25 protein-coding genes and 2 tRNA genes are annotated in these 23,225 nt (G+C 67.1%); 16 read left to right on the forward strand and 11 right to left on the reverse strand.

The features are described 5' to 3' along the window. Positions 1-30: 30 nt before the first annotated feature. The 6 genes from BGO47_RS11960 to BGO47_RS11985 all read left to right on the forward strand — a co-directional run bounded on the left by BGO47_RS11960 (position 31) and on the right by BGO47_RS11985 (position 5,569). The gene (locus BGO47_RS11960; RefSeq protein WP_292712236.1) at positions 31-1,149 is read left to right on the forward strand and encodes a branched-chain amino acid aminotransferase; all 1,119 of its coding nucleotides are present in this window, start codon (positions 31-33) and stop codon (positions 1,147-1,149) included. Continuing rightward, positions 1,146-1,925 (forward strand): fumarylacetoacetate hydrolase family protein, encoded by a 780-nt coding sequence (locus BGO47_RS11965; RefSeq protein ID WP_292712238.1) that lies wholly within the window; start codon positions 1,146-1,148, stop codon positions 1,923-1,925. The genes BGO47_RS11960 and BGO47_RS11965 overlap by 4 nt, the downstream gene beginning before the upstream one ends. Further along, a complete protein-coding gene (locus BGO47_RS11970; RefSeq protein ID WP_366246891.1) occupies positions 1,922-3,175 on the forward strand; it encodes an MFS transporter in 1,254 nt (417 codons plus the stop codon). The genes BGO47_RS11965 and BGO47_RS11970 overlap by 4 nt, the downstream gene beginning before the upstream one ends. Before the next feature lie 52 nt (positions 3,176-3,227). Beyond that, on the forward strand, positions 3,228-4,748 hold the full coding sequence (gltX, locus tag BGO47_RS11975) for a glutamate--tRNA ligase (protein ID WP_292712240.1): 1,521 nt from the start codon (positions 3,228-3,230) through the stop codon (positions 4,746-4,748). Between the two features lie 84 nt (positions 4,749-4,832). Beyond that, a tRNA-Gln gene (locus BGO47_RS11980) sits at positions 4,833-4,907 on the forward strand. Positions 4,908-4,969: 62 nt separating this feature from the next. Next, positions 4,970-5,569, forward strand: a complete 600-nt coding sequence (locus tag BGO47_RS11985; RefSeq protein ID WP_292712242.1) for a TetR family transcriptional regulator — start codon at positions 4,970-4,972, stop codon at positions 5,567-5,569. On the opposite strand, the gene BGO47_RS11990 is transcribed toward BGO47_RS11985, so the two are convergent. Further along, the gene (locus BGO47_RS11990; protein WP_292712243.1) at positions 5,561-6,961 is read right to left on the reverse strand and encodes a GH1 family beta-glucosidase; all 1,401 of its coding nucleotides are present in this window, start codon (positions 6,959-6,961) and stop codon (positions 5,561-5,563) included. The genes BGO47_RS11985 and BGO47_RS11990 overlap by 9 nt on opposite strands. 9 nt (positions 6,962-6,970) lie before the next feature. Then, positions 6,971-8,221 (reverse strand): MFS transporter, encoded by a 1,251-nt coding sequence (locus tag BGO47_RS11995; protein ID WP_292712245.1) that lies wholly within the window; start codon positions 8,219-8,221, stop codon positions 6,971-6,973. A 277-nt stretch (positions 8,222-8,498) separates the two neighbouring features. Between BGO47_RS11995 and BGO47_RS12000 the strand changes: the two genes are divergently transcribed. Continuing rightward, positions 8,499-8,699, forward strand: a complete 201-nt coding sequence (locus BGO47_RS12000; RefSeq protein ID WP_292712247.1) for a PLDc N-terminal domain-containing protein — start codon at positions 8,499-8,501, stop codon at positions 8,697-8,699. Positions 8,700-8,724: 25 nt separating this feature from the next. Here BGO47_RS12000 and BGO47_RS12005 read toward each other — a convergent pair whose 3' ends face one another. Further along, complete coding sequence (locus BGO47_RS12005; RefSeq protein ID WP_292712249.1) at positions 8,725-9,384, reverse strand: SDR family NAD(P)-dependent oxidoreductase; 660 nt, start codon at positions 9,382-9,384, stop codon at positions 8,725-8,727. A gap of 48 nt (positions 9,385-9,432) precedes the next feature. Here BGO47_RS12005 and BGO47_RS12010 point away from each other — a divergent pair, with 48 nt between their 5' ends. Next, positions 9,433-10,005, forward strand: coding sequence for a TetR/AcrR family transcriptional regulator (locus BGO47_RS12010; RefSeq protein ID WP_292712251.1), 573 nt, complete (start codon positions 9,433-9,435; stop codon positions 10,003-10,005). Here the strand turns inward: BGO47_RS12010 and BGO47_RS12015 are convergent. Further along, entirely contained in the window at positions 10,002-10,352 is a 351-nt protein-coding gene (locus tag BGO47_RS12015) for a metalloregulator ArsR/SmtB family transcription factor (protein WP_292712253.1), read from the reverse strand. The two genes, BGO47_RS12010 and BGO47_RS12015, sit on opposite strands and share 4 nt — an antisense overlap. Before the next feature lie 87 nt (positions 10,353-10,439). On the opposite strand from BGO47_RS12015, the gene BGO47_RS12020 reads away from it, so the two are divergent. Beyond that, a complete protein-coding gene (locus BGO47_RS12020; protein ID WP_292712255.1) occupies positions 10,440-11,756 on the forward strand; it encodes an FAD-dependent oxidoreductase in 1,317 nt (438 codons plus the stop codon). 17 nt (positions 11,757-11,773) lie between these two features. Continuing rightward, the gene (locus BGO47_RS12025; protein WP_292712257.1) at positions 11,774-12,268 is read left to right on the forward strand and encodes a GNAT family N-acetyltransferase; all 495 of its coding nucleotides are present in this window, start codon (positions 11,774-11,776) and stop codon (positions 12,266-12,268) included. A 7-nt stretch (positions 12,269-12,275) separates the two neighbouring features. On the opposite strand, the gene BGO47_RS12030 is transcribed toward BGO47_RS12025, so the two are convergent. Continuing rightward, a complete protein-coding gene (locus BGO47_RS12030) occupies positions 12,276-13,142 on the reverse strand; it encodes a PHB depolymerase family esterase (RefSeq protein WP_292712259.1) in 867 nt (288 codons plus the stop codon). Between the two features lie 81 nt (positions 13,143-13,223). Here BGO47_RS12030 and BGO47_RS12035 point away from each other — a divergent pair, with 81 nt between their 5' ends. Beyond that, positions 13,224-13,595, forward strand: a complete 372-nt coding sequence (locus tag BGO47_RS12035) for a MerR family transcriptional regulator (RefSeq protein ID WP_292712260.1) — start codon at positions 13,224-13,226, stop codon at positions 13,593-13,595. Here the strand turns inward: BGO47_RS12035 and BGO47_RS12040 are convergent. Both BGO47_RS12040 and BGO47_RS12045 read right to left on the reverse strand, forming a co-directional pair. Next, complete coding sequence (locus tag BGO47_RS12040) at positions 13,578-14,045, reverse strand: hypothetical protein (RefSeq protein WP_292712262.1); 468 nt, start codon at positions 14,043-14,045, stop codon at positions 13,578-13,580. The two genes, BGO47_RS12035 and BGO47_RS12040, sit on opposite strands and share 18 nt — an antisense overlap. Before the next feature lie 9 nt (positions 14,046-14,054). Continuing rightward, a complete protein-coding gene (locus BGO47_RS12045; RefSeq protein ID WP_292712264.1) occupies positions 14,055-14,573 on the reverse strand; it encodes a hypothetical protein in 519 nt (172 codons plus the stop codon). A gap of 305 nt (positions 14,574-14,878) precedes the next feature. Here BGO47_RS12045 and BGO47_RS12050 point away from each other — a divergent pair, with 305 nt between their 5' ends. Further along, a complete protein-coding gene (locus BGO47_RS12050; RefSeq protein ID WP_292712266.1) occupies positions 14,879-15,745 on the forward strand; it encodes an AraC family transcriptional regulator in 867 nt (288 codons plus the stop codon). A gap of 19 nt (positions 15,746-15,764) precedes the next feature. Here BGO47_RS12050 and BGO47_RS12055 read toward each other — a convergent pair whose 3' ends face one another. Both BGO47_RS12055 and BGO47_RS12060 read right to left on the reverse strand, forming a co-directional pair. After that, on the reverse strand, positions 15,765-17,366 hold the full coding sequence (locus BGO47_RS12055) for an ABC-F family ATP-binding cassette domain-containing protein (RefSeq protein WP_292712268.1): 1,602 nt from the start codon (positions 17,364-17,366) through the stop codon (positions 15,765-15,767). A 227-nt stretch (positions 17,367-17,593) separates the two neighbouring features. Further along, complete coding sequence (locus tag BGO47_RS12060) at positions 17,594-18,463, reverse strand: NYN domain-containing protein (RefSeq protein ID WP_292712270.1); 870 nt, start codon at positions 18,461-18,463, stop codon at positions 17,594-17,596. A gap of 144 nt (positions 18,464-18,607) precedes the next feature. Here BGO47_RS12060 and BGO47_RS12065 point away from each other — a divergent pair, with 144 nt between their 5' ends. From BGO47_RS12065 to BGO47_RS12075, 3 genes are read left to right on the forward strand one after another with little or no spacing between them, the layout of a single operon-like run. Further along, on the forward strand, positions 18,608-19,201 hold the full coding sequence (locus tag BGO47_RS12065) for a sulfite oxidase-like oxidoreductase (protein ID WP_292712271.1): 594 nt from the start codon (positions 18,608-18,610) through the stop codon (positions 19,199-19,201). Then, positions 19,198-19,923: an FAD-binding oxidoreductase gene (locus BGO47_RS12070; protein WP_292712273.1), complete on the forward strand. Its 726-nt coding sequence runs from the start codon at positions 19,198-19,200 to the stop codon at positions 19,921-19,923. Before BGO47_RS12065 ends, BGO47_RS12070 begins: the two co-directional genes overlap by 4 nt. Next, complete coding sequence (locus BGO47_RS12075; RefSeq protein WP_292712275.1) at positions 19,920-20,228, forward strand: DUF6510 family protein; 309 nt, start codon at positions 19,920-19,922, stop codon at positions 20,226-20,228. Before BGO47_RS12070 ends, BGO47_RS12075 begins: the two co-directional genes overlap by 4 nt. A 16-nt stretch (positions 20,229-20,244) precedes the next feature. Here the strand turns inward: BGO47_RS12075 and BGO47_RS12080 are convergent, their stop codons facing one another. Both BGO47_RS12080 and BGO47_RS12085 read right to left on the reverse strand, forming a co-directional pair. Next, entirely contained in the window at positions 20,245-22,284 is a 2,040-nt protein-coding gene (locus BGO47_RS12080; RefSeq protein ID WP_292712277.1) for a glycosyltransferase family 39 protein, read from the reverse strand. Between the two features lie 118 nt (positions 22,285-22,402). After that, entirely contained in the window at positions 22,403-23,041 is a 639-nt protein-coding gene (locus BGO47_RS12085) for an MBL fold metallo-hydrolase (protein WP_292712279.1), read from the reverse strand. 106 nt (positions 23,042-23,147) lie between these two features. Between BGO47_RS12085 and BGO47_RS12090 the strand changes: the two genes are divergently transcribed. Then, a tRNA-Glu gene (locus BGO47_RS12090) sits at positions 23,148-23,223 on the forward strand. Positions 23,224-23,225 lie beyond the last annotated feature (2 nt).

Raw genomic sequence — 23,225 nt, forward strand, 5'->3', positions numbered from 1 at the left:
ACCGCCGCGCTCGAACGACTGGATTTCGACATGACTCTTCTTGACACCGACCCCGACGCCGGCCTTGCGCCCCTGCAGTTCCAGGTGATGCGCAACTTGCAGGCCAAGACGAATGCCGAGCGCGAGGCGATCCTCGCGAACCCCGGCTTCGGTCAGCACTTCACCGACCACATGGTCGACATCTGCTGGTCGGTCGGCGGCGGGTGGCACCGCCCGCAGGTCAAGCCCTACGGTCCGCTTTCGCTCGACCCGGCGGCGGCAGTGCTGCACTACGCGCAAGAGGTCTTCGAGGGCATCAAGGCCTACCGTCACGCCGACGGTTCGGTCCACACCTTCCGTCCTGACCAGAACGGACGCAGGTTGCAGCGCTCGGCGCGGCGGCTGGCCCTTCCCGAGCTGCCGGTGTCGTACTTCATCCAGTCGCTCGAGGAGCTCGTCGCGGTCGACGGCGCCTGGGTTCCGTCGGGTGAGAACCAGAGCCTCTACCTGCGCCCGTTCATGTTCGCCAAGGAGGCCTTCCTCGGCGTGCGTCCCGCCAACAAGGTCGGCTACTACGTCATCGCCAGCCCCGCTGGCGCGTACTTCAAGGGTGGTGTCACCCCCGTGTCGATCTGGCTGAGCGAGGACTACTCGCGCGCAGGCAAGGGCGGAACCGGCGCTGCCAAGACCGGAGGCAACTACGCGTCGAGTCTGCTGCCGCAGTCAGAGGCCTACGAGAACGAGTGCGACCAAGTGGTCTTCCTCGATCAGGACGGCAACATCGAAGAGCTCGGTGGGATGAACATCGTCTTCGTCTTCAAGGACGGCACGGTCGTGACACCGCAGTCGGACTCGATCCTCGAGGGCGTCACACGCGACTCGATCCTGCAGCTGGCAACCGACCGCGGGCTTCACGTGCAGGGTCGCAACATCTCGCTGCGCGAGTGGCGTGAGGGTGTGGCATCCGGTGACATCGTCGAGGTCTTCGCCTGCGGGACTGCCGCCGTCGTGACTCCCATCGGCGTGCTCAAGGGACGCGACTTCGTCGACCAGCAGCCCGTCGGCTCGCTCGCGCTCGAGCTGCGACAGGAGCTGACCGACATCCAGTACGGCCACGCCGAAGACCGCCACGGCTGGATGCACCGCCTCGACGCCCGTTCCCAGGCATGAGAATCGCGCGGTTCCGACACGAGGATGCGATCGCCTACGGCATCCTCGACGAGGGCGAGCTCGTGGTGCTCGCGGGTGACCCGATGTTCGCCGGCTACGAGACGACGGGGGAGCGCGTGCCGGTCGGCGAGGTCACGCTGCTCGCTCCGGTCATTCCGCGCTCGAAGGTCGTGTGCGTCGGTAAGAACTACCTCGATCACGCCGCGGAGATGGGGAGCGAGGCACCGGGCGAGCCGCTGCTGTTTCTGAAGCCCAACACGGCGGTGATCGGGCCGGACGAGCCGATCGTGCGCCCGTGGCAGTCGGAGCGTACCGACTACGAGGGCGAACTCGCCGTCGTCATCGGCCGCATCGCGAAGAACGTGACCGCGGATGCCGCGCTGGACTACGTGTTCGGCTACACGATCGGCAACGACGTGACTGCGCGCGACCTGCAGCGCTCGGATGGCCAGTGGTCGCGTGCGAAGGGTTTCGACACCTTCTGCCCGCTCGGACCCGTGATCGAGACGGAGTTCGACCTTGCGGGCGGCGCAAAGCTGACAACGCGTGTCAACGGCGAGGTCCGTCAGCGCGGGGCGATCAGCGACATGATCCACTCGGTGCCGGCGATCATCGAGTACGTGTCGGCGGCGTTCACGCTGCTGCCGGGCGATGTCATCCTCACCGGCACGCCGGCCGGTGTCGGCCCGTTCGTGTCCGGAGACGTCGTCGAGGTCGAGATCGACGGGCTCGGCATCCTGCGCAACACCGCGCGGGATGCGGAGCCGCGTCGGTGACACTGTCTGACGGCTGGGTCGACGATCGCCAGGAGGCGAGCGAACTCGCAGGCATCCAGCGACGCGCCGTCTGGGTGCTGTCGGCAGGCCAAGTGCTCGGCGGGCTCGGGTTCGGCGCGACAGTCTCCCTTGGTGCTGTGCTTGCCGCAGACATCGCCGGTGACGAGTCTCTCTCGGGGCTTGCTGCGGCGGGTGTGACCCTCGGTACCGCCGCGCTGGCCGTGCCGCTGGCTGCCCTCGCGCGTCGGCGCGGACGCCGTATCTCGCTGGCGTCGGGCATGGCGATCGCGCTCGTAGGCGTTTCGCTGGTCGTGGTGGCGGCGGCCGTTCGGTCGTTCCCGCTGCTTCTGCTGGCCTTCGGGCTCGTCGGAGCGGGTCAGACCGCGAACCTGCAGTCGCGTTTCGCTGCCGCCGATCTCGCCACGGATGCCACGCGTGGCCGCGACCTCTCGATCGTCGTCTGGGCGACGACCATTGGCGCCGTGCTCGGACCGAATCTCGTGCAGCCGGGGCAGGCGATCGGCGATGCCCTGGGGATGCCGCCCCTGACGGGCCCGTACGTCTTCACGATCGCGGCACAGGCGCTGAGCATCGTCGTGTACCTGTTCGCGCTGCGACCGGATCCGCTCCTGGTGGCCCAGACCGTCGCCCAGCGGCGGCGGGACCGGGTCGTGGCTCAGATCGTCAAGCCCGATCGCCCGGTGCCTGCTCGCTACGCGATCTTCGCGAACGCCGCCGCGCACGGCGTCATGGTATCGATCATGGCGATGACACCCGTGCACATGCTGCACCACGGGGCGAGCCTGACCATCATCGGTCTGACGATCAGTCTGCACATCGCCGGGATGTACGCGCTCTCGCCGGTGTTCGGCATCCTGGCAGACCGCGTGGGCCGCATCCCCACGATCATGATCGGTCAGGCGCTGCTCGCGGCATCCCTCGTCACGGTGTTCCTCGGTGCCGAGTCAAACACTGCGGTCACGGTGGCGCTCATTCTGCTGGGCCTGGGGTGGAGCGCTGCCACCGTTGCCGGATCAGCGCTGCTGACCGAGTCGTCATCCGAAGAGCGCCGCACGACACGGCAGGGGCGCAACGACCTCTCGATGAGTCTCGTGGGCGCCGTCGGTGCGATCACGTCGGGGATCGTCCTCGGGTGGATCGGATTCACGGGGCTCGCGCTGGTTGTCGGTGTCGCGGTGATCGCAACGGTGCTTCTCGCGCCGTACGGCCGCATCCGCCAGGTGGCGTAGTCGTCCCGACCCCCGCGTTGTGGCGTCCGCGTCGCAACTAGACTCGGTATCTATGCCCGGAACGCCGCATCCCGCCACCACGACCGCCACCGGATCCGACGTTCGGGTCCGCTTCTGCCCGTCACCGACGGGTCTGCCTCACGTCGGGCTGATGCGCACCGTGCTGTTCAACTGGGCCTACGCGCGGCACAACGGCGGCAAGCTCGTCTTCCGCATCGAAGACACGGATGCCGCCCGCGACTCCGAGGAGAGCTACCACCAGCTGCTCGATGCGCTGCGGTGGCTCAAGATCGACTGGGACGAGGGTGTGGAGGTCGGCGGTCCGCACGCGCCGTACCGACAGTCGCAGCGCCACGAGATCTACCGAGGCGTGCTCGAGAAGCTCATCGATGCCGGTGTCGTGTACGAGAGCTACTCGACTGCCGAAGAGATCGATGCCCGAAACGAGGCCGCGGGGCGCGCGAAGCAGCTCGGCTACGACAACTACGACCGCGACCTTACGGATGAGCAGAAGGCAGCGTTCCGTGCCGAGGGTCGCGAGCCCGCCTGGCGCCTGCGGGTACCCGACCACGACCTCACCTACGTGGATCTGATCCGCGGCGAGGTGACCTTCCCGGCGGGATCCTTCCCCGACTTCGTCATCGTGCGCGCCGGCGGAGTTCCGCTGTACACGTTCGTGAACCCGGTCGATGACGCTCTCATGGGCATCACTCACGTCATCCGCGGTGAAGACCTCATGCCGTCCACGGCGCGCCAGCTCGCGCTCTATGACGCGCTCGTGACCGCCGGTGTCACCGAATTCGTGCCACGCTTCGGCCACATGCCGCTCGTGCTGGGGGAGGAGGGCAACAAGAAGCTCTCCAAGCGTGACCCGAAGGCCGACCTCTTCTTGCAGCGCGAGAAGGGTTTCATCCACGAGGGGCTGCTGAACTACCTCGCTCTGCTGGGCTGGTCGATCGCTCCCGACCGCGATGTCTTCTCGCTCGATGAGCTCGTGGCTGCGTTCGACATCGCCGACGTGAACCCGAACCCGGCCCGCTTCGACCAGAAGAAGGCGGAGTCGATCAACGGCGACCACATCCGGATGCTGGGGGCCGAGGATTTCGCTTCCCGTCTCGTTCCGTACCTGGTCGCCGCCGGGGTCGTGTCGGATCCGATGACTGACGCACAGGCGCAGATGCTCGCTGCATCCGCCCCGCTCGTGCAGGAGCGGATGCAGCTGCTCGGTGACGCCCCCGGCCTCCTCGGCTTCTTGTTCACGGACACCGTCGCCTACGAGGACGATGCACTGACGTCTCTGCCCGCGAACGCCGGCGAGGTCCTCGTCGCCGGTGTGGGCGCGATCGAGCTGATTCCGGAGGCGGAGTTCACCGCCGCCGCGATTCAGGAGGCTCTCGCCGCGGCGCTCATCGAGGTGCTCGGCCTCAAGCCGCGCGTCGCCTACGGGCCGCTGCGGGTAGCGCTCAGTGGCCGCCGCGTCTCACCGCCGCTGTTCGAGTCCATGGAGCTTCTGGGCAAGGATGCGTCGGTTCGCCGCTTTGGAGCGCTGGTCGATCACCTCGCCGCAAACTGAGACGCGCCGCTGTCGGGTCTGGTTTGGCGGGGCGTTTCGCGTCGTCTAGACTTGACCCTTGGCGCCCGTTCCGGCGGGAACCCTTGGGGTATGGTGTAATTGGCAACACGGCTGATTCTGGTTCAGTTGTTCTTGGTTCGAGTCCAGGTACCCCAGCCAACAGAAACCCGCGGAGTTCCGCGGGTTTCGGCGTCTACGGGAATGTGGCGGGGAGGGCAACGATGGTCCGTCGGATCCCGCTCGAGCAGCGTCGCGAGGAGCTCGTGGCAGCCGCGATCCGCGTGATCTCTCGTGACGGCGTCGGGAAGGCGACCACGCGACGAATCGTTGCTGAGGCAGAGATGCCGCTGGGCGCATTCCATTACGCCTTCGCGTCGCAGGATGAGCTCATGCGCGCCGTCGTTGACACCGTCACCGAGCAGGAGCGCTTCGCTGCCCAAGCGGGGTCATGGGACGCCCGTTCATTGGAGAGCGCCCTCCGCAGCGGCTTCGAGACCTACATCGGTCTCCTGGAGGCAAATCCCGAGCGTGAGCTCGTGCTCATGGAGCTCGCGTTGTTCTCCCGACGTCATTCCGCGGACGGGATGCGCGACCAGTGGTCAACGTACTTCGAATCTGCCGCCGAGATGCTCTCGTACGCGGCCGAGCTCACGGGGTCCGAGTGGACCTCGCCTCTGGACGAGCTTGCCCGCCTGCTCGTCGCGCTGCTCGACGGGATCACGCTGGCATGGCTGGCTGACCGCGACAGCGCCGCCGCGCGCCGCACTGCCGAGTTCGCGGCGTCAGGACTCGCCGCGCACGCGCGATCGATCTCAGACTGACCGCGCTGGGTTCTGGGCCTCGATGAGATCCCGGTACCAGTAGTACGAGTCTTTCGGAGTGCGCGCGAGCGTGTCGAGATCCACATGGACGAGCCCGAACCGCTCGCTGAAGCCGGCAGCCCACTCGAAGTTGTCGAGGATCGACCAGACGTAATAGCCCACGACGTTCGCGCCAGCGGCCATCTCGTCGGAGAGCGCCCGCAGATGCGCGTCCAGGAACCTAATGCGTCGCTCGTCGCGCACGCGCCCATCCGCACCCGGCCCATCCGAGAAGGACGCCCCGTTCTCGGTGATGATGATCGGGGGCAGCTCTGGGTAGCGCTCGCGCAGTTGCCGGAGGATGTCGCCCAGCCCAGACGGCACGATCGACCAGCCGAAGTCCGTGCGCTCCACACCCTCGATGGGCACGGCGGCAAACGGCAGCCCCTCGGGGATGTCGACCTCGAGCACGCCGGACGAGTCCCGATCGGCTTGGGGAGCCCCGATGCGGGTCGGCTCGTAGTAGTTCACCCCGTAGACGTCCAGCGGTTCGGAGATCACACGTAGGTCGGCTGCCAGCTGTTCCGGCGACACCCCGGTCAGCTGCAGGATGCCTCCCGCGATCTCGTCGCTCGGGTAGACGCCGCGCAGAATCGGGTCGGCGAAAGTCCAGTTGGTGAGGTCGGCGAAGACGTGGGCGGCAATCAGGTCGGCGTCGTCGTCGCTGGCGGGGATGACGGGGAAGTGCTGGTTGGCCACGCCGATGCGTTGTGCCCCGGCAGCCCGCAAGCGCTGCACAGCCAAGCCGTGTGCGAGCAATTGGTAGTGCGCCGCGGGCAGTGCGGCAAGTTCCAGCCCGAGACCGGGCGCGTGCTCGCTCAGACCATGGCCGTACAGCGTGTGGACGCTCATCTCGTTGAGGGTGAGCCAATCGGTGACGCGGTCGGCGAAGTGCTCGCCGAGGAGGGAGGCATAGTCAGCGAATGCCTCGGCGGTCTCTCGCGCCATCCACCCACCGGCTTCTTGTAGTGCCAGCGGAAGATCCCAGTGATAGAGCGTGGGCACGGGGTTGATGCCTGCCGTGAGCAGCGCGTCGATCAGCCGGTCGTAGAAGTCGAGCCCTCGCTTTTCGACCGTGCCGCGACCGGTCGGCAGGATGCGAGGCCAGGCGAACGAGAAGCGGTAGTCCTGCACGCCGAGCTGTGCCAGCAGCGCGACGTCTTCGGCGTAGCGGTGGTAATGGTCGATCCCCACGGCAGGGGAGTCGCCGCCAAGCACACGTCCGGGCTCCGCCGCAAAGACGTCCCAGATGCTGACGCCTCGGCCATCGGCATCCGTTGCCCCTTCGATCTGGAAGGCCGAGGTCGAGGTTCCGAAGCGGAAGCCCGGGGGGAAGACGAGTGAGCTGGGCATGGAGTCCTTTCAGGGGCGGGAGCGGAGCGCGGGAACGCAAGCCAGTGCGAGGAGGGAGGCGATCGCGGCTGCTCCGTAGAGTCCGGTGTAGCCACCCCAGAGCAGCACGATGGGAGCTGCGACGACGGGGGCGAGCACCTGGGGGAGGGATGCGGCGATGTTGGACAGGCCGAGCATCGTGGCGTACGTGCTGTCGGCGCGCAGGGTCGAGGTGATGATCGCGAGCTCGACCGCGATGTACAGTCCCCAGCCGATGCCGATGAGCGAGGCTGCGAGCAGCACGACGGGCAATGCTGGGAAGAACGCCAGCAGGAGGGAGCCCGCCGCGACGATGATCGCCGCGCTCGCGACGAAGGGCAGGCGGCGCCCCCAGCGATCAGACAGGGGACCGAAGACGCTTGCGACGGCTACGGTTACCACCACGTTCACGAGGGTGATGATGAGTACCCATTCACCGGCGTCGACGAGACCGACACCGTCGGTCAGGTAGTAGTACATGTACAGCAGCACCAGGGCGTTGGCGAGATTCATGAGGAAGCGGATGGCCCACATCCAGCTGAAGTGCGCGGTCGGGCGAAGTCCCGCCACGAAGGTGCGCATCGGCCGTCCGCTGCTGCTCGTGACGGTATCGGTGGTGGGCGGTTCGTGATGGACGATCGCGAACGAGAGCACGAGCGCCGGTACGGCGAGAGCGAGCGCCGCATAGCCGAGACTTCCTTCGCCCAGGAGCACGGCGATCGCGGTGCCCAGAACGACGCCGATCGTCTGGGCCACGCCGAACAACGCGCCGACAAGGCCGCGCTGAGCGTCGGGGACGCGATCGGCGATGACAGCGGCGAGGGCGGCGAAAGGACCGTTCAGGCCGATCTGCACAGTGACCCACCCGACAGCCATCCAGACCGGGTCGGGGGCCACGGCAAGGATGACCATGCCGAGCGAGCCCATCACCGTGCCGACGACGAGGATCGGGCGGCGCCTGCCCCACCGTGACCGAGTACGGTCCGAGATTGCGCCCCAGAGTGGGTTCGCGACCATTGAAGCTGCGGCGCCGATACCGGTGACAACCGCCAGGATCGCCTCCTTGGGCACTCCGGCCGATTCGAGCGCCGCGGCTTGCGCGGGAAGCAGGATCTGCAAGGGGCCGAACCACCCGGCAGCCACGCCGACCATGGCCAGCACGAAGGCTACGATCCACCGGGGTGTTACGCGGGTGAGGATCTCGGGAGTAGGCGCCGAGGTCGCCGGGGTGTCAGCACTCATGCTGAGCGTTGAGATCGATCGTCGGGATGGAGCCGGTGGGGTGGTGCCTAGCCGACATCGGATGCCTTTCCTGGTGCCGTCGGGTCGGGGAGGGCATGGCGGGCGTGAGAGTTGGACGCTTGACCAGGAACATAGGGGATCCGCCTCGACCCGCGCAAGCAATGGCGCGACTTTCGTCGAGGGGAAGCGAGCGACGTAGGGTGGGAGACCGAGCGCCCGCGGCGAATCGAGTTGTCGGGCTCTTGTATCGGGAATCGGCGTCGTCGTGTTCAGTTCAGTGCATCTCATCATCCTTCTGGTGGTGCTCGCCATCTATGCCCTGTCGATTTGGGCCCTGGTCGTCACTGTGCGCTCTGACCAGCTCATGACAAGCGAGAAGATCATCTGGTCGGCGATCCTGCTGCTGGTGCCAGGAATCGGGCTGATCGTGTGGGCTCTGCTGTGGTTCACGCGGAGGTGGCCGCGCCACTCGGTCTGAGGGCCTGCCCCTGCATCAAGGTGAGTCAGGCTTTCGGGTAATGCGGCCGCAGCGTGCGGGCGATCGCCCGGTCCATCATGCGGTCGGGGAGGATTCGGGCGAGGCGAGTGAGAAGGGCGGCGTCGCGCCCGATCGTGTAACGGGTCCGCGGGCGACGGTCCGTTGCGGCTCGCGCGATGACCTTGGCTGCCTCTTCTGCAGACACTCCCTCGCTTGCGAACGTCGCGGAGTGGCTGAGGAACGCTGCCATGAGCCGGTCGTACCTGTCGTGCTGTTCGACGGTCATCTGCGAGTGGAGGTCTCTGGCGACGGCGGAGCCGCGGTCTCCCATCGCCGTGCGCACGCCGCCCGGTTCCACGATGACGACCTGGACGCCCTGAGGCGCGAGCTCTTGCCGCATCGCGTCACTGATGGCTTCGATCGCGAACTTGCTGCCCGAATAGGCGCCATACGCCGGCATCGCGATACGTCCGCCCGTCGAGCTGATGTCCACGACGCGTCCGCCGCTTCGGTGCAGCGCCGGTAAGAGCGCCTGTGTAAGAGCGATCTGCCCGAACACGTTGACCTCGAACACGCGGCGCGACACCTCGAGCGGCAGGGTTTCGACGGGTGCGGTGGCCCGCCCCATGCCGGTGGATGCTCCGCTGACGACGGCATGCTGTGAGCTTTCATGTGACAGTGTCATGCGAGTGACGATAGCACCTCGGATGACATTGTCAAATAGAATCGGAGGATGATCGCTCGAGTCGAATCTGCGGCAGCGACGCGTCGCGCGCTGTTGGAGGCCACCGCCGAACTCCTGGATGAGGGTGGCGTCGACGCCGTGACCCTGCGGGCCGTGGGCGCTCGTGCCGGGGTCTCGCGCGGGGCTCCCTACGGTCACTTCGCCGACAAGGAGGAGTTGCTGGCAGCCGTCGCGATAGAGCGGTGGAATCGTCTGGCGGATGACTTGGCTCAGCTTCGGGCGCGACAGGAGCTTTCCGCACGTTCGCGCCTGGAGTCTGCCCTCGCCGCCATGCTCACTATCGCGCGTCGTCAGCCGCATCTTCACGCACTGATGTTTACGGCGCCACAGCGTGATCCCGAGTCGCTGGCACGCGCTGCTGTCGCGTCGCAAGACGAGTTCCTCGCGATCGTTGCCGCTGTCGTGGGCGAGTCGAGGGCGCGGGGGATGGGTGCCCTACTTCTGAGCGGCACGCTGGGTGTGGCAGGGATGGAGCGTGCCGGGCAACTCGATACCCAGAAGTGGGGCGTCAGTGGCGACGATCTCGTGGGTATGCTTGCCGACCTGGCCGAGGCGTCTTAACTCGGTCGGACGACCTGCGCCACGCGCTCAAGCGCGCTCGGAACGAGTCGGTAGTACGCCCAGGTGCCCCGCTTGGATCGTGTGAGAAATCCCGCGTCCGTCAGCACCTTGAGGTGGTGCGACACCGTGGGCTGAGCCAGCCCGACGGGTTCGGTCAGGTCGCACACGCATGCCTCCCGACCCTCGCTGGCGGCGACGATCGACAGCAGTTGCAGCCTGGCGGGGTCGGCAAGTGCCTTCAGTGCGGATGCGAGCTCCTCAGCATCCGTGCGCGAGAGCGGAGTCTGCGCGAGAGGCGCGCAGCACGCCGCGGGGTCCGCCGGGGGAAGGATGTCGAGCGAGGTCATATATCGATCATAGTGAATATTGACAGATATCGATATAGCGACGCATACTGGCTCTCCACACTCGCCTGAGACTGACCGGAGACTCCCGTGACACTGCTCGACCTCACCGCCCGACCCACCAGCGACGCTCGTCTCGCGACCCTGCCCGTGGCCATCATCGGCGCCGGTCCCGTTGGGCTTGCCGCTGCCGCTCACCTGCTCGAGCGCGGCATCGACGTCGTCGTCCTCGAGGCGGGGGAGACGAGCGGATCCTCGATCCGCCGGTGGGGTCACACCCGGCTCTTCTCGTCATGGCGACACCTGATCGACCCCGCGGCGCGGCGTCTGCTCGAAGACGCAGGCTGGACCGAGCCGGCTGACCTCGACCAGATGCCGACTGGCCAAGAGCTCATCGACGAGTACCTCGAGCCGCTTGCAGCGCTCGATCCACTCGCCTCGCGGATTCGACTGTCGACGCGCGTTGCTGCCGTGGGTAAGGACGGCATCGATCGCACCCGCACGGAAGGACGCGCGAACACCCCGTTCCTCCTACAAATCCAGGATGCCGAGGGGATGACGGCAGAGCTTCGGGCCCGAGCGGTGATCGATGCATCCGGAACCTACGAGACCCCTAATCCACTTGCCTCCACTGGGCTCGAGCTGCCGGGCGGCGCGGGTATCGCCGACCGGGTTTCGCATGCGCTTCCCGACGTCGCCGGCGCTGACCGTCACCTCTTCGCCGGGCGACACACCACCGTCGTCGGAGCGGGGCACTCGGCGGCGAACACGCTGCTGGCTCTCGCCGACCTTGCCGACGAGGTGCCCGGCACCCGCGTCACCTGGCTGCTCCGCACACCTTCGGCCACCCGGGTCACGGCGTCGGAGGCTGACGAGCTGCCGGGCCGTGCGAACCTGGGGGCGCGGACCGATGAGCTCGTCGAGTCCGGCCGCGTAGTGCTCGTCGATTCCTTCCGGATCGGCCGCGCCGAGCGCACGGAGAGCGGGGTTCGGCTGATCGGCACCCGAGACGGTGAGCCTGCCGAGCACGAGACTGACCGCGTCATCAGCGCGACCGGCTTCCGACCCGACCTGGCGATGCTGCGTGAGATCCGTCTTGAGCTCGACGAGGTCGTGGAGGCGCCGCGCAGGCTCGCGCCCCTCATCGACCCCAACATCCACTCGTGCGGCACCGTGCCTCCGCACGGATTCGCGGAGCTGCAGCATCCGGAGCGCGGCTTCTTCATCGTCGGCATGAAGTCCTACGGGCGGGCGCCGACGTTCCTGCTGGCCACGGGGTACGAGCAGGTACGTTCCATCGCGGCGTGGCTCGCCGGAGACATCGCGTCGGCATCCACCGTGCAGCTGACCCTCCCGGCAACGGGCGTGTGTTCGACGGATGCCGCAGGCACCGGGTCGTGCTGTTGACCGCCACGGTTCGCTCGATGACCGCCCAGGACTGGGCGCAGGTCGAGCTCATCTTCGCCGCGGGGATCGCGGGAGGCGAAGCCACGTTCGAGATCGCAACCCCGAGCTGGGCGGAGTTCGACGCCGCCAAGCTCCGCGAGCCGCGCTTGATTGCCGTCGACTCCGCGGGTGAGGTGATCGGTTGGGCAGCTGCTTCGCCCGTGTCGACCCGAGCGGCCTATCGCGGCGTCATCGAGCATTCGGTGTATGTGGCGCCCGAGCATCAGGGGCGAGGGGTCGGGAGCGCGTTGCTGAGTCGATTCGTCACGGATGCCGACGCCGCCGGCTTCTGGACGATCCAGTCGAGCATCTTCCCCGAGAACACCGCGAGCCTGCGCCTTCACGAGAAGCACGGGTTCCGAGTCGTCGGTCGTCGCGAGCGAATCGCACGCTCCCAGCTCGGACCCCATGCTGGCCAGTGGCGCGACACCGTCGTGATCGAGCGCCGCTCGACACGCAACGGACTCGCGTGACCCCGACTCAGATAAGGTCGATCAGGTCGCTCACGACCTCATCGATACTGATGTCGGTCGCGGTGCGGCCGACGATCGCGGGGCCAGTCTTGGGTGAGGGAACCGTGTGTCCGCCGTCGATGACGGTGTAGAAGGTCACGGGGGCTTTGTTCGGCTCGCTGTAGGTCGTGCGTTCGACGCGGGTGGGCCGCCGCGACGCTCCGCGGTGGGGGAGGGCGGTGACCTCGGGTGCGGCGCTGATGCCATGACGTCTGGCGAAGTACTCCGCGGTTGCCGGCGCAGAAAGACTCACTCCGTCGACCCTGAAGACCTTGCGCGCCCACCACGGCATCCGACCGCCCTGGTACGGAACGATCGGATCCGTCGTGCCATGAATAAGGGTGACCGGCACGGAGCGCTCGGCGGTCTCCGCGTATCCGCTCAGAAAGGACTCGCGGACCGGCATCGTCGCCGACACGATCACGCCGCCAGCGAGTAGATCGGATGCCTCGTGCAGCAGTCGGAAGACCATCTGGCCGCCGTTGGAGAAGCCGAGACCGATGACCCTCCTACGGTCGATGTGGTGGGTTCTCTGGAGTTCATCGACAAGCGCTCGCGCGAACGCGACGTCGTCGATCTGTTCTCTGCGTGCCGGGAAGGCGCTTTCGGCTCGCGCATCGTTCCAGTTGCCCCGGTGTCCGTCGAGATACGCGACCACTGCGCGGGCATCGTGCGCGAGGGTGTCTAGGACGCGTCCCGTGAATTCGCGGTGCGTCTCTCCGTCCTGACGTGAGCCGTGGAACACGAGGACGAGCGGTCGGCCTTCGAGACCCTCGGGGTCACCGACCACCGTGTACGAGCGGACGCGGGTACCGACCGTGATCGTTGCGTGCATTGTCTTTCCTTCACCGACTGAGCGACTCTCGCTCGCCTCGAAGGTGACGTTATAGTCTGACATCATGTCAAGGTCAAGGCGATGAAGATCGGTGAACTTAGCGCGCGCAGCGGCGTGAGCCAGAGGTCGCTCCGGTACTACGAGGAACGGGGGTTGATCTCGGCGCATCGTGAGCCCAACGGGTATCGCGACTACGACGAGTCGACAGTGGAACAGGCGCGCACCATCCACATGCTGTTCGGGATGGACTTTCCTCGAGACGTCGTGCAGTCCGTCCTCGCATGCGCCGGCCCGGCATCCGCGGCAACCCACGACGCGCTTGCCGACCAGCTCGAGGTGGTTCTCGACGAACTCACGGAGCGGATCACCAAACTCAGCGACACGCGCCAGCAGATCGAGACCTTCCTAGAGTCCCGGGGCCGGAGATCTCCAACGTCAGTGGCGCGCGCCTGAATCGGTCGCGAGGGTCCTGGCGATAATGACGGATGCCGGGATGTGACCGATCGCCAGCACGACAGCGGCGACGGCTAACCACGGGTTGCTGAGCCATGCTGCCGCGGCGAGGAACGTCACGACGGGAAGGATCGCCATCGGCACCGGAACTCGCCAGAACGGTCCGTACAACAGGCGGAGTGATCGGCCGCGATCGAGGTAGCGGCCCCAGAGCGCGTCGTAGCCGGCGAGTGCTGCGATCGCGACAATCAGCCACGGCCAGACCAGCGTGCCGGGGAGTACGACGGCGGGCACGACGACGCACAGTGCCTGGCCGACCCGTTCGAGCGCTGTGAGGATCCGCGGAACCGCGACATCCGGCCATGGCTCGGTCGGGGGAAACCACACGAGCAGGAGGCTCGGGAGGAGCACGGCGAGCGCGACGGCCAGGCCGAGGAGTGAGAAACCCACGAGTTATCGCTACCTCTCGACATCCGCGTGCGGCTTGCGCGTCCCTGCCGCGATGCCCGCTACCCACCCGGGCGCGCGGCACCCGACCGGGGGAGTGAGAGTGCAGGCATCGATCCCTGCGCGGCAGAGCGTCCACGCGATGAGCGAGTTGCTGTTCCACATGTCGGTACTCGGCGGAACTGCGCGCCCCCAGGTGTGGAGAGGAACCTCGGGCAGTACTCCGTTCGGCCAGGCGCGAACGACATAGCGGAACATCCGGAATCGTCCGAGCGGTGGCGGACCCACTGGCCCGATCGCCACGACCCCGGATGCCGTGCGCGGCTGCCCCCACTGTGGCGTCATCTCGATGACGTATCGTTCGCCGCCCGTGAAAACCTCGAGTGCCGCGTGCACGAGCTGTTGCGGCGCGCGGCAGTCGCGACGCGCCGACAGCAGCTCCCACCACCGGCTCGCGTGCGCCACAATCACTCCTCCGGCGCCGACCGGAAGCCGCCAGAAATCCGCACGATCGGTGCGCTCGGCATCCACGGCTCCATCGTCGCCGGGGCGCGACGCGACGGCACCGGCCAGAGGTCCCGTACCCGGACCGCCCCTATCGGGGGCGCCTAGGCTGAGGCTGTGACGAGTCGCGAGTCGCAGGCGTGGGAGTGCCCGACGTGCGGTGATCGGCTACGGTACGAGATCCTCGACGATGAGCGATTCCTCGTCGCCTGGTCGTGCGTCAGATGCGGGCTGGTACGCACGACCGAACCCGCGTAGGGCGATCGAACCGGACCGGAACGATCGGGTACGCGCGGCGTGGATCTCGCAGGCTGGATGTCGAAGGAGGCCCCATGATCGCGGAGCTCAATCGACTGATCGATGTCATCGACGACGACCTGTCCGAAGACCTCGACATCGGGGCGCTGGCGCGGGAGGCGGGCGTGACCGAGTATCACCTGCGGCGGATGTTCTCGTCGCTGGTCGGGATGCCGCTGTCGGAGTACATACGCCGGCGACGGATGACGGTCGCAGCCGCCGCCGTGGTCGCTGGCGACCCGCTCCTCGATATCGCGGTGCGGTTCGGATACGGCTCGACCGAAGCCTTTGGCCGAGCTTTTCGCGCGGTCCACGGTTCGTCGCCCGCCGAGGTGCGGGTAAATGGTGGTCCCCTTCGCACGCAACCGAAACTCAGGCTTCGCCTGACCGTCGAAGGGAACACCACTATGGACACGCGCATCGCCGAACGCCCCGCGTTCCGTCTCGTCGGACACGCTGCTCGCGTGCCGCTGATCCACGAAGGAATCAATCCGCACGTCCAGCAGTTCGTCGCCGCACTTCCCGCGCGCGAACACGCCCGCCTCAAGGAGCTCAGCAGCACCGAGCCGGGTGGGCTGCTGCAGGTGAGCGACGGCGTCGACCCGGATTACCGAGAAGGAACCGAGCTCACCTACCTGCACGGCGTCGCTCTGGATGCCGCGGCATCCGTGCCCGCAGATCTCGACGTGATCGAAGTCGAGGCGGGGGAGTGGGCGGTGTTCCGCACGTCAGGCCCCTACCCCGCAGCGCTCCAGGAGGCCTACGCGGCATCCGCATCGGACTGGTTCCCCTCCAACCTCTGGCAGTTGCGTCCTGGCCCCTCGATCGTCGCCGTACTCGATCGCGCCGACGACTTCAGCACGGCGACGACCGAGCTCTGGATGCCGATCGCACGCCGCTAGCGCATCGTCTGCTCGGTGCCTACCGCATCGCGGTCAGCACTCCCGCGGCATCCAACGCGAACTCAGCGTCCAGCGCGAGGCGATCCAGGAATCCTCGGTCGTGGCTGACCACGATCATCGCGCCGCGGTAGGCGCCGAGCGCCTCGATGAGTTGCTCCGTGGTCTGGAGATCGAGGTTGTTGGTTGGTTCATCGAGCACGATCAGTTGAGGTGGCGGATCGGTGAGGAGCACCTGCGCGAGGGCGACCCGGAACCGCTCGCCGCCCGAGAGAACACCGACGGGCCGATCCACCATGGCCCCGCGCACGAGGAGTCGCGCGAGCCGGTTGCGAAGCTCCGTTCGCGGAATGCGCGGCGAGACTCGGCTCACGTTCTCGATAACGGATGCCGCGTCGTCGAGGGTGTCGAGGCGTTGGGAGAGCGTGCCGATGCGATGAATGTCCGCGACGGCTACCGCCCGGCCGGGGCCGGCAGCCACGCCGGAAACCAGCCCCTCCAGCAGCGTGCTCTTGCCGACCCCGTTCGGGCCGGTGATTGCGACGCGTTCCGGTCCCTGGACGATGACCGTTCGCCCGTCGCTCCCCGTGAACTCGGCGATCCGCTTGCCCGGAGGTACGGCGGGGTCGGGGAGGTCAATGCTGACCCGGTCGTCATCACGGATGCGTGACTCGGCGTCCTGCAGTGAACGCTGCGCCGCCTGCATCCGATCATCGAGCAGTCCGCGCTGCCTTCCGTGGGTCTTCTCGGCCGAGTTTCGCCGGTCGTTGACGACGGCCCCGATGTACTTGCGATTGGCGGCATCCTTCTTGCCTTGCCGCTCGCTGTGCGCGATACGCTCGGCTGCCGCGATCCGCTGCCGCTTCTCGACGCGGACAGCGTGCTCTGCGGACCGCGCCGCGCGCTCGGCTGCTTCCTGTTCGCGTGCAACCTGCTCTCGGAACTCTGAGTACGGTCCGCCGAAGAGCATCAGCGCGCCGGCCCGTAATTCAGCCGTGTTCTGCATGCGCTCCAGCAACTCCAGATCGTGGCTGACGACGATCACGGGACCGTCCCACGCGCCGATGAGGTCGTGGACCCGTGCCCGCCCGTGGCCGTCGAGGTTGTTGGTCGGCTCGTCGAGCAGGGCGATGTCGGCTCCGCGCATCCGTATGCCGACGAGTGCCGCAACCGTCGCTTCCCCGCCCGAGATCGTCGTGACGGGGCGGTCGAGGTCGTCGATGTCGACGCCAGCCGCGCTCAGAGCGGCAATTGCCCGCTCCTCGACGTCCCAGTCTGCGCCGATCGCGTCGAAGAGGGCGAGGTCGATCTCGCCCCGCTCGACGGCGGCGATCGCGTCGACGATCGAGCGGATGCCGAGAAGATCGACCAGCGTATGGCCGGGTTCGGCATCCGTTCGCTGTGGTAGATAGTCGACGACACCCGCAGCCTGCACGGAACCCGATGTCGGCGTGAGGTCGCCGGCGATCAGACGCAGCAGCGTCGACTTGCCGACGCCGTTGAGGCCGACAAGACCCGTCGAGCCGGATGGGAACGCACCCGACACGGCGTCGAGAACACGGTGGCCGTCGGGCCAGGTGAAGGTGAGGTCGTGAAGAACGACGGAAGGAATGGGGGCAGGCATGCGGAACTCCAGAACGTGTCGGTTCCTGACGAGGTCAGGGTGGACGCTGACACGGGTCCGCAGAAAGGGCAGGGGGGCCGGTCAGCAGGGGATGCTGAAGCCCGAACCTGTCATGTCTGTTCCTTGCCGTTCACTCCCTCTCACGAGCAGCGGATGCTGCAGGAGTGCGCCCCCAGTATGCCACCGTCGGCGTGGGACGCAAGCGCACCGTGGGGCCAGCCTGGTGCTCAGCGCGTCCCGGCGGCAAGCCGGATCTGCACGATGTTCTCGGTTTCGTCGATCTCGGCGACCTTGGGGTGGGCCTTGATGAAGTCTGTGAAGCTCCGGAACCCCAAGGCTCGCTCGCTGAAGCCCGGATCGAGCCGCGTGATGAGACTCTTCACCACATTCGCGTGCTGCCACTCGGTGCCTTCGCGGTCGCCCTCGAGCCGCAGGGCGCGCTCGAGCAATTCGGCGCCGGGATCTGCGGCCTTCTTGCGGCTGCGGCGGGTCTTGGCGGCGACGGCGGTCTCGGCATCCTTGACGGGCTCCCGTTCAATCCCGGGCAGGGCATCGTAGGTGTCGAACCGGTCGCAGGCCGCGGCGAGCGACCTCGCGCTGGAGCCAGCCACCCCGACGCCCACGACGAACCGGCCGAGGCGCTTGCAGCGCTGCGCGAGCGGCACGTAATCGGAGTCGCCCGCCACGATCACGACGTGCGAGAGGTCGGGAAGGCGAAACATGTCTTCGACGGCATCTACGGCGAGTCGGATGTCGGCGCCGTTCTTCGCATAGGCAGCAGCGGGAAACAGCTGCACGAGATCGACGGCGCGCGCGACGAGCTGGGTGCGGTACTCCGCGTTCACGGGAGATGACCAGTCGGCGTAGGCCCTCGTGAGCACGAGAGTGCCGAAGGATGCCGCATAGTCGATGATCGCGCCGAGATCCACTGTTGCGGCGGCGAGGCGTTCGGCGATCTCGGGCTCGGTCGGGTCCGCCGCGATGCGTTGCCGGTCCCTGCCGTAGGCGTTGCGGCCATGCACCGTGTCATACCAAGACATCACGATGTTGTCGAAGTCCAGATACACCGCCACGCGCGGGTCGGTTCTCTCAGCCATGCTCACTCCTCGTGGGTCCACGGGCGTCCGCCTGCTTCCTCCTGAGCCTATCCTCGACATCTGTCGCCCCCGAGGGCCGCGCTGTTTCGCCGACTCCGCGTGATCCGTAAGATGCGAGCATCGGTGGTGGATCGGAGGATGCTCATGGCGCCTGTTTCCCGCGGATTCGGCGCTCGTCGGCGTGAAACGAACGACAGGCTGCCACCGGGGCAGTATCTGACGACGGACTTCCCGGTGCTCTCGGCAGGGCCGACACCGCGCCTCGACACGGTCGAGTGGCGTTTTGCGATCCGCGACGAGCGGGGCGAGTCTCGGTCCTGGACCTGGGACGAGTTCCACGCACTGCCGTTCGAAGACATCCACACCGACATCCACTGCGTGACACGGTGGTCGAAGCTCGACACCAGGTGGCGGGGCGTCTCGGTCGACACACTCATGGCGGGCATCGAGACGGATGCCGAGGCCGCGATGGCGCACTGCTACGGCGGGTACACAACCAACGTGCCGATCGCAGATCTTCTCGGCGGCAAGGCGTGGGTCGTCACGGAGTTCGACGGCGCGCCGATCGACCCCGAGCACGGCGGTCCGGCGCGGTTGCTGGTGCCGCACCTCAACTTCTGGAAGAGCGCCAAATGGGTCCGCGGACTGTCGCTCCTGCGCCGCGACGAACCGGGTTTCTGGGAGCAAAACGGCTACAACATGCACGGCGACCCCTGGCGCGAGGAACGGTATTGGTGAGCGTCGGAGCCTGGCTGGCAGCATCCGTGCTGGAGGTTCGCCCCGCCGCGTTGGGGGCCCGCGCTCTCGTCCTTGACGTTCCGGACTGGCCGGGGAACCTGCCAGGGCAGCATCTCGATCTTCGCCTGACTGCCGAGGACGGTTATCAGGCGGTGCGGTCGTACTCGATCGCATCGTTCGGTTCGGGCACAGCCGTCGAGCTCGGCGTCGATGAAGTCGAGGACGGGGAGGTTTCCCCCTACCTCGTCGAAGACGTGCGCGTCGGTGATCAGATGGAGGTGAAGGGTCCCCTCGGTCAGTACTTCGTCTGGGACGCCACCGACCCCTCGCCGGTGCAACTGATCGCCGGTGGATCAGGAATTGTGCCACTGATCGCCATGGTGCGCGCGCACGTGGCTGCAGACGCCACAGCGTCGTTGCGTCTCGTTTACTCCGTGAAGGATGCCGATCGGGCGATGTACCGAGACGAGCTGCTCGTGCTCGATGCGCCCCGGATCTCGACGACCTGGGCTTACACGCGCGAAGCTCCGCGCGACTGGGCGGGAACCGTCGGTCGCCTCAGCGCTACCGTGCTCGCCGAGGCCTTGCACCCGGCATCCGTCGACCCCGTCAGTTTCGTCTGTGGGCCGACACCGTTCGTGGAGTTCGTCGCCGAAACACTTGTCGCGCTGGGATATCGACCCGAGCGCATCCGCACCGAGAGGTTCGGGGGAGAATCATGAGCCTCGCCACACATCCGCTGCCAGAGCCGCCCGCAACGCCGCGGCCCAGCATGGTCGACGGAAACGCGCTCATCGGCATCCTCGAAGAGGCCTTCGGTGCTGCTACCGCGACGCTCGCTCTTACCTGCGGGTCGTGCGCCGATGCCTCAGCGCTTTCCGATTCAGCGGTCGAGCTGGCGCCGACGTCTGCGATCGTGCGGTGCCGGTGCTGCACGCATACGATCCTGACCCTGCGCTGGAGCGAACACGAGCTCGTGATCGACGGGGCGAGTGGGCAGATCACGGTGCAGCGCGGGTCGCGCTGACCGCGGCGCGTCCCCCCTACGGCGCACAGTCGTAGACCACGCCGGGGGCATCGGTCACCGTCTCGCACGTCGCCTCCACCCACTGTCGGATCTGCGCCGAGGTGGTCGAGGTTCCGCCGGAAGGAGTGCTTGCGCCCTGCCCTGCCATTCCGGTTCCCAGCACATACCGGAGGCTTCCGTCGGCGATGAGTGCCTGGAACTCGTCGAGCGTGGGCACAGCGTCGTTTCCATTGAAGCCACCGATCGGCAGAACCGATCCGCCATCCGTGGCGAGGATGATGCCGGCGGCGCTTTGAGCTCCGAAGGTCGCGACGAGGTAGTCGGTGTCACCCTGGTTCTCCTGCAGCCAGGCGACGAGGTCACTGGATGCCGCGCCACCTCGACCAGTCGAGCTTCCCGATGCGGCGCCCGTTGCTTGTCCGGATGTCGCTGGCCCCTGTCCCGCGCCAGGTCCTGATCCCTGTCCGGGAGGGTTGCCTCCCTGTCCTGGTGCACCGCCCTGCGCCGGTGCGCCCCCCTGACCCGGCCCGCCGCCCTGCCCGCCGGGGCCGACGCCGTTCTGTTCGCCCGGGCCGCCCTGTCCGCCCGGGCCGCCCGCGCCGCCCATATCCGAAACGCCTCCGGCAACGGGGTTGATGTCGCTGGGATTTGCGATGGTCACCACCGACCAGACCGCAGGAGTGAGTACCAGCGCGATCGCCGCGACCAGCGCCGTGATCCAGCGCGGGACCGACCATCCGCTGCCACCGGTGCGCTTGTGCTCGGCGAACAGCAACACGATTGCGAGGGCGCCGATCGCCGCTTGGACCACCGAAACCACGGTGGAATAGCCGGGGTACCAGAGCGAAATCAGCACCGCTGTCACGCCGGCCATCGCGATGAGCGAGACCTGTGGCCACAGGATGCCGCGACGCCGCGCAACCCCGAACGCGAGCCCGACGAGCAATGCAGCCGGCACCGCGAGCGCGGCGGTGTAGAACTGGTGCATTCCATCGACGGCAGAGAACATTGCCGCGAAGACGACGAGCCAGGCGCCGAGGAAGACCGTGACCGGACGCGAGAAGCGCAGCATCCAGAGCGCGACCGCAGCAAAGAGCGCTGCCGGCAGAAGCCACGCGATCTGACTGGCGAGCTGTTCGGTGAACAACCGGACCGCGCTCGGATCGCCGGAAAAGGGCGGACTGAACGAGAGGTACTCGGATGATTCGGCTGTCGCCGAGAAGCGTCCGAGCCCGTTGTAGCCGAACACCATCTCCCACGGATTGTTGCTCAGCGTGCTGCCGATGTATGGGCGGGAGTCAGCGGGAATGAGGGAGACGATGACGATCCACGTCAGGGATGTCGCGATGCTTAGCGCCCCAGCGACAGCGATGTGCCAGATGCGCCGCGCGATGGGCTGAGCGGTGACCAGATACGCCAACGCAAGTGCCGGCCACACCGCCCACGCGACGAGCATGTACATCTGAAAAGCGAGTGCAATGAACAGGCCCGTCGTGATGAGCCAGCCGAGGCTTCGCTGGGTAAGCGCGCGTGACGCGGCCCACGCGACGAGGGCGAGGCTCAGCACGAAGAACGTTTCTGGCTGATTAGAGCGTGACACGGCGATGAGGATCGGTGTCGTGGCTGCCACCGCGCCGGCGATGAGCCCCGCCGTGGGTGATACGACTCGTCGCCCGGTGAACGCCACGACGACAACCGTCGCTACGGCGGCCAGCGCATTGGGCAGGACTACCGTCCACGTCGAGTACCCGAGGGCCGCGACGAAGAGCGCCGGTACCCAGAACGAACCGGGAATCTTGTCAAGAGTGACTGTGCCGGCCGGATCGAACGCGCCGAAGAAGAAGTTTGCCGGATTCTGAGCCATCGAGACCGCGATGGCAGCGTAGTACTGCGATTCGGATGCCGAATCGATCGCCCAGATCGTGAGCAGCGCGGTTGCAAGGGCGAGCCCTGCGACACCGATCGCGAAACCGGACGCGCGGGGCTTGCGCAGAGGGCGGCTGGGTTCGGTCGCGGCGGCTGGTGCCGGTGGCAGGGGGTGCGCGTCGATGACCATGCCCCGACGGTAGGGATCGCCGTGAGGTGCGACCTTTCGGAACCCTATGCGGATTCTATGTGTGGCAGACGATGCGCCACGATCGCCGGGGAGCGAGAGGTGACTGAGAGAGGGTTCCTCAAATGTCGACCGAGGCTCCGGCATCCAGATCGAGGAACTCGCCGCCACCCTGCTCCGTCGCCCATCGCAGCCGCTGACGCCCCATTGTTCGTCCGATGACCGAGAGGGTCATGTCGTGAGTGCCGAAGCACATTCGTGGAGCGACGGCGAGGACGAAGTCCATGGCCTCTCCGATCTTCAACCACGGTGCGCCGACCGGGGCTGCCAGGAGCTTCACGTCCCGTCCTTCCGGCACGTCGTACGAGTCGCCCGGGTAGTAGAGACGGTCATTCACCAGCACGCCGACGTTGTCGACGACGGGCATCGATTCGTGGATGACGGCATGGCGTCCGCCGAAGAACTCGAGCTCAAACGGGCCCACCGTCATCCTGTCGCCGGGCGATACGACCGTGACATCGAACCCGGCGGCGGCATCGGCCAGCCCCTGCGGGCCGATGATCTGCGCCTTCGGGGCGTTGCTGAGGATGCGGCGCAGGTGCTCCGGGGTCCAGTGGTCGGGATGCTCATGCGTGAGAACGATGGCCACGACATCACCGTCATCCGGGAGGGGATCGGTGAACGATCCCGGGTCGACGACCAGCGTCTTGCCGGAGTCGCGGATCGTGAGGGCAGCGTGCTCGTGCTTCGTGACTCGCATACCCCGAGTCAACCCTCGCGAGAGGGCTCGGGGCAACCCCGCTGCCGTGTCCGCGTCGATTTGGCCGGCCGTTCGCATGCATGGCATAATCGAACGGTTGTCTTGCGGCCCCATCGTATAGCGGCCTAGTACGCCGCCCTCTCACGGCGGTAACGCGGGTTCGAATCCCGCTGGGGTCACCAAC

This window comes from Microbacterium sp. 67-17 (assembly GCF_001898325.1).
GTDB lineage: Bacteria > Actinomycetota > Actinomycetes > Actinomycetales > Microbacteriaceae > Microbacterium > Microbacterium schleiferi.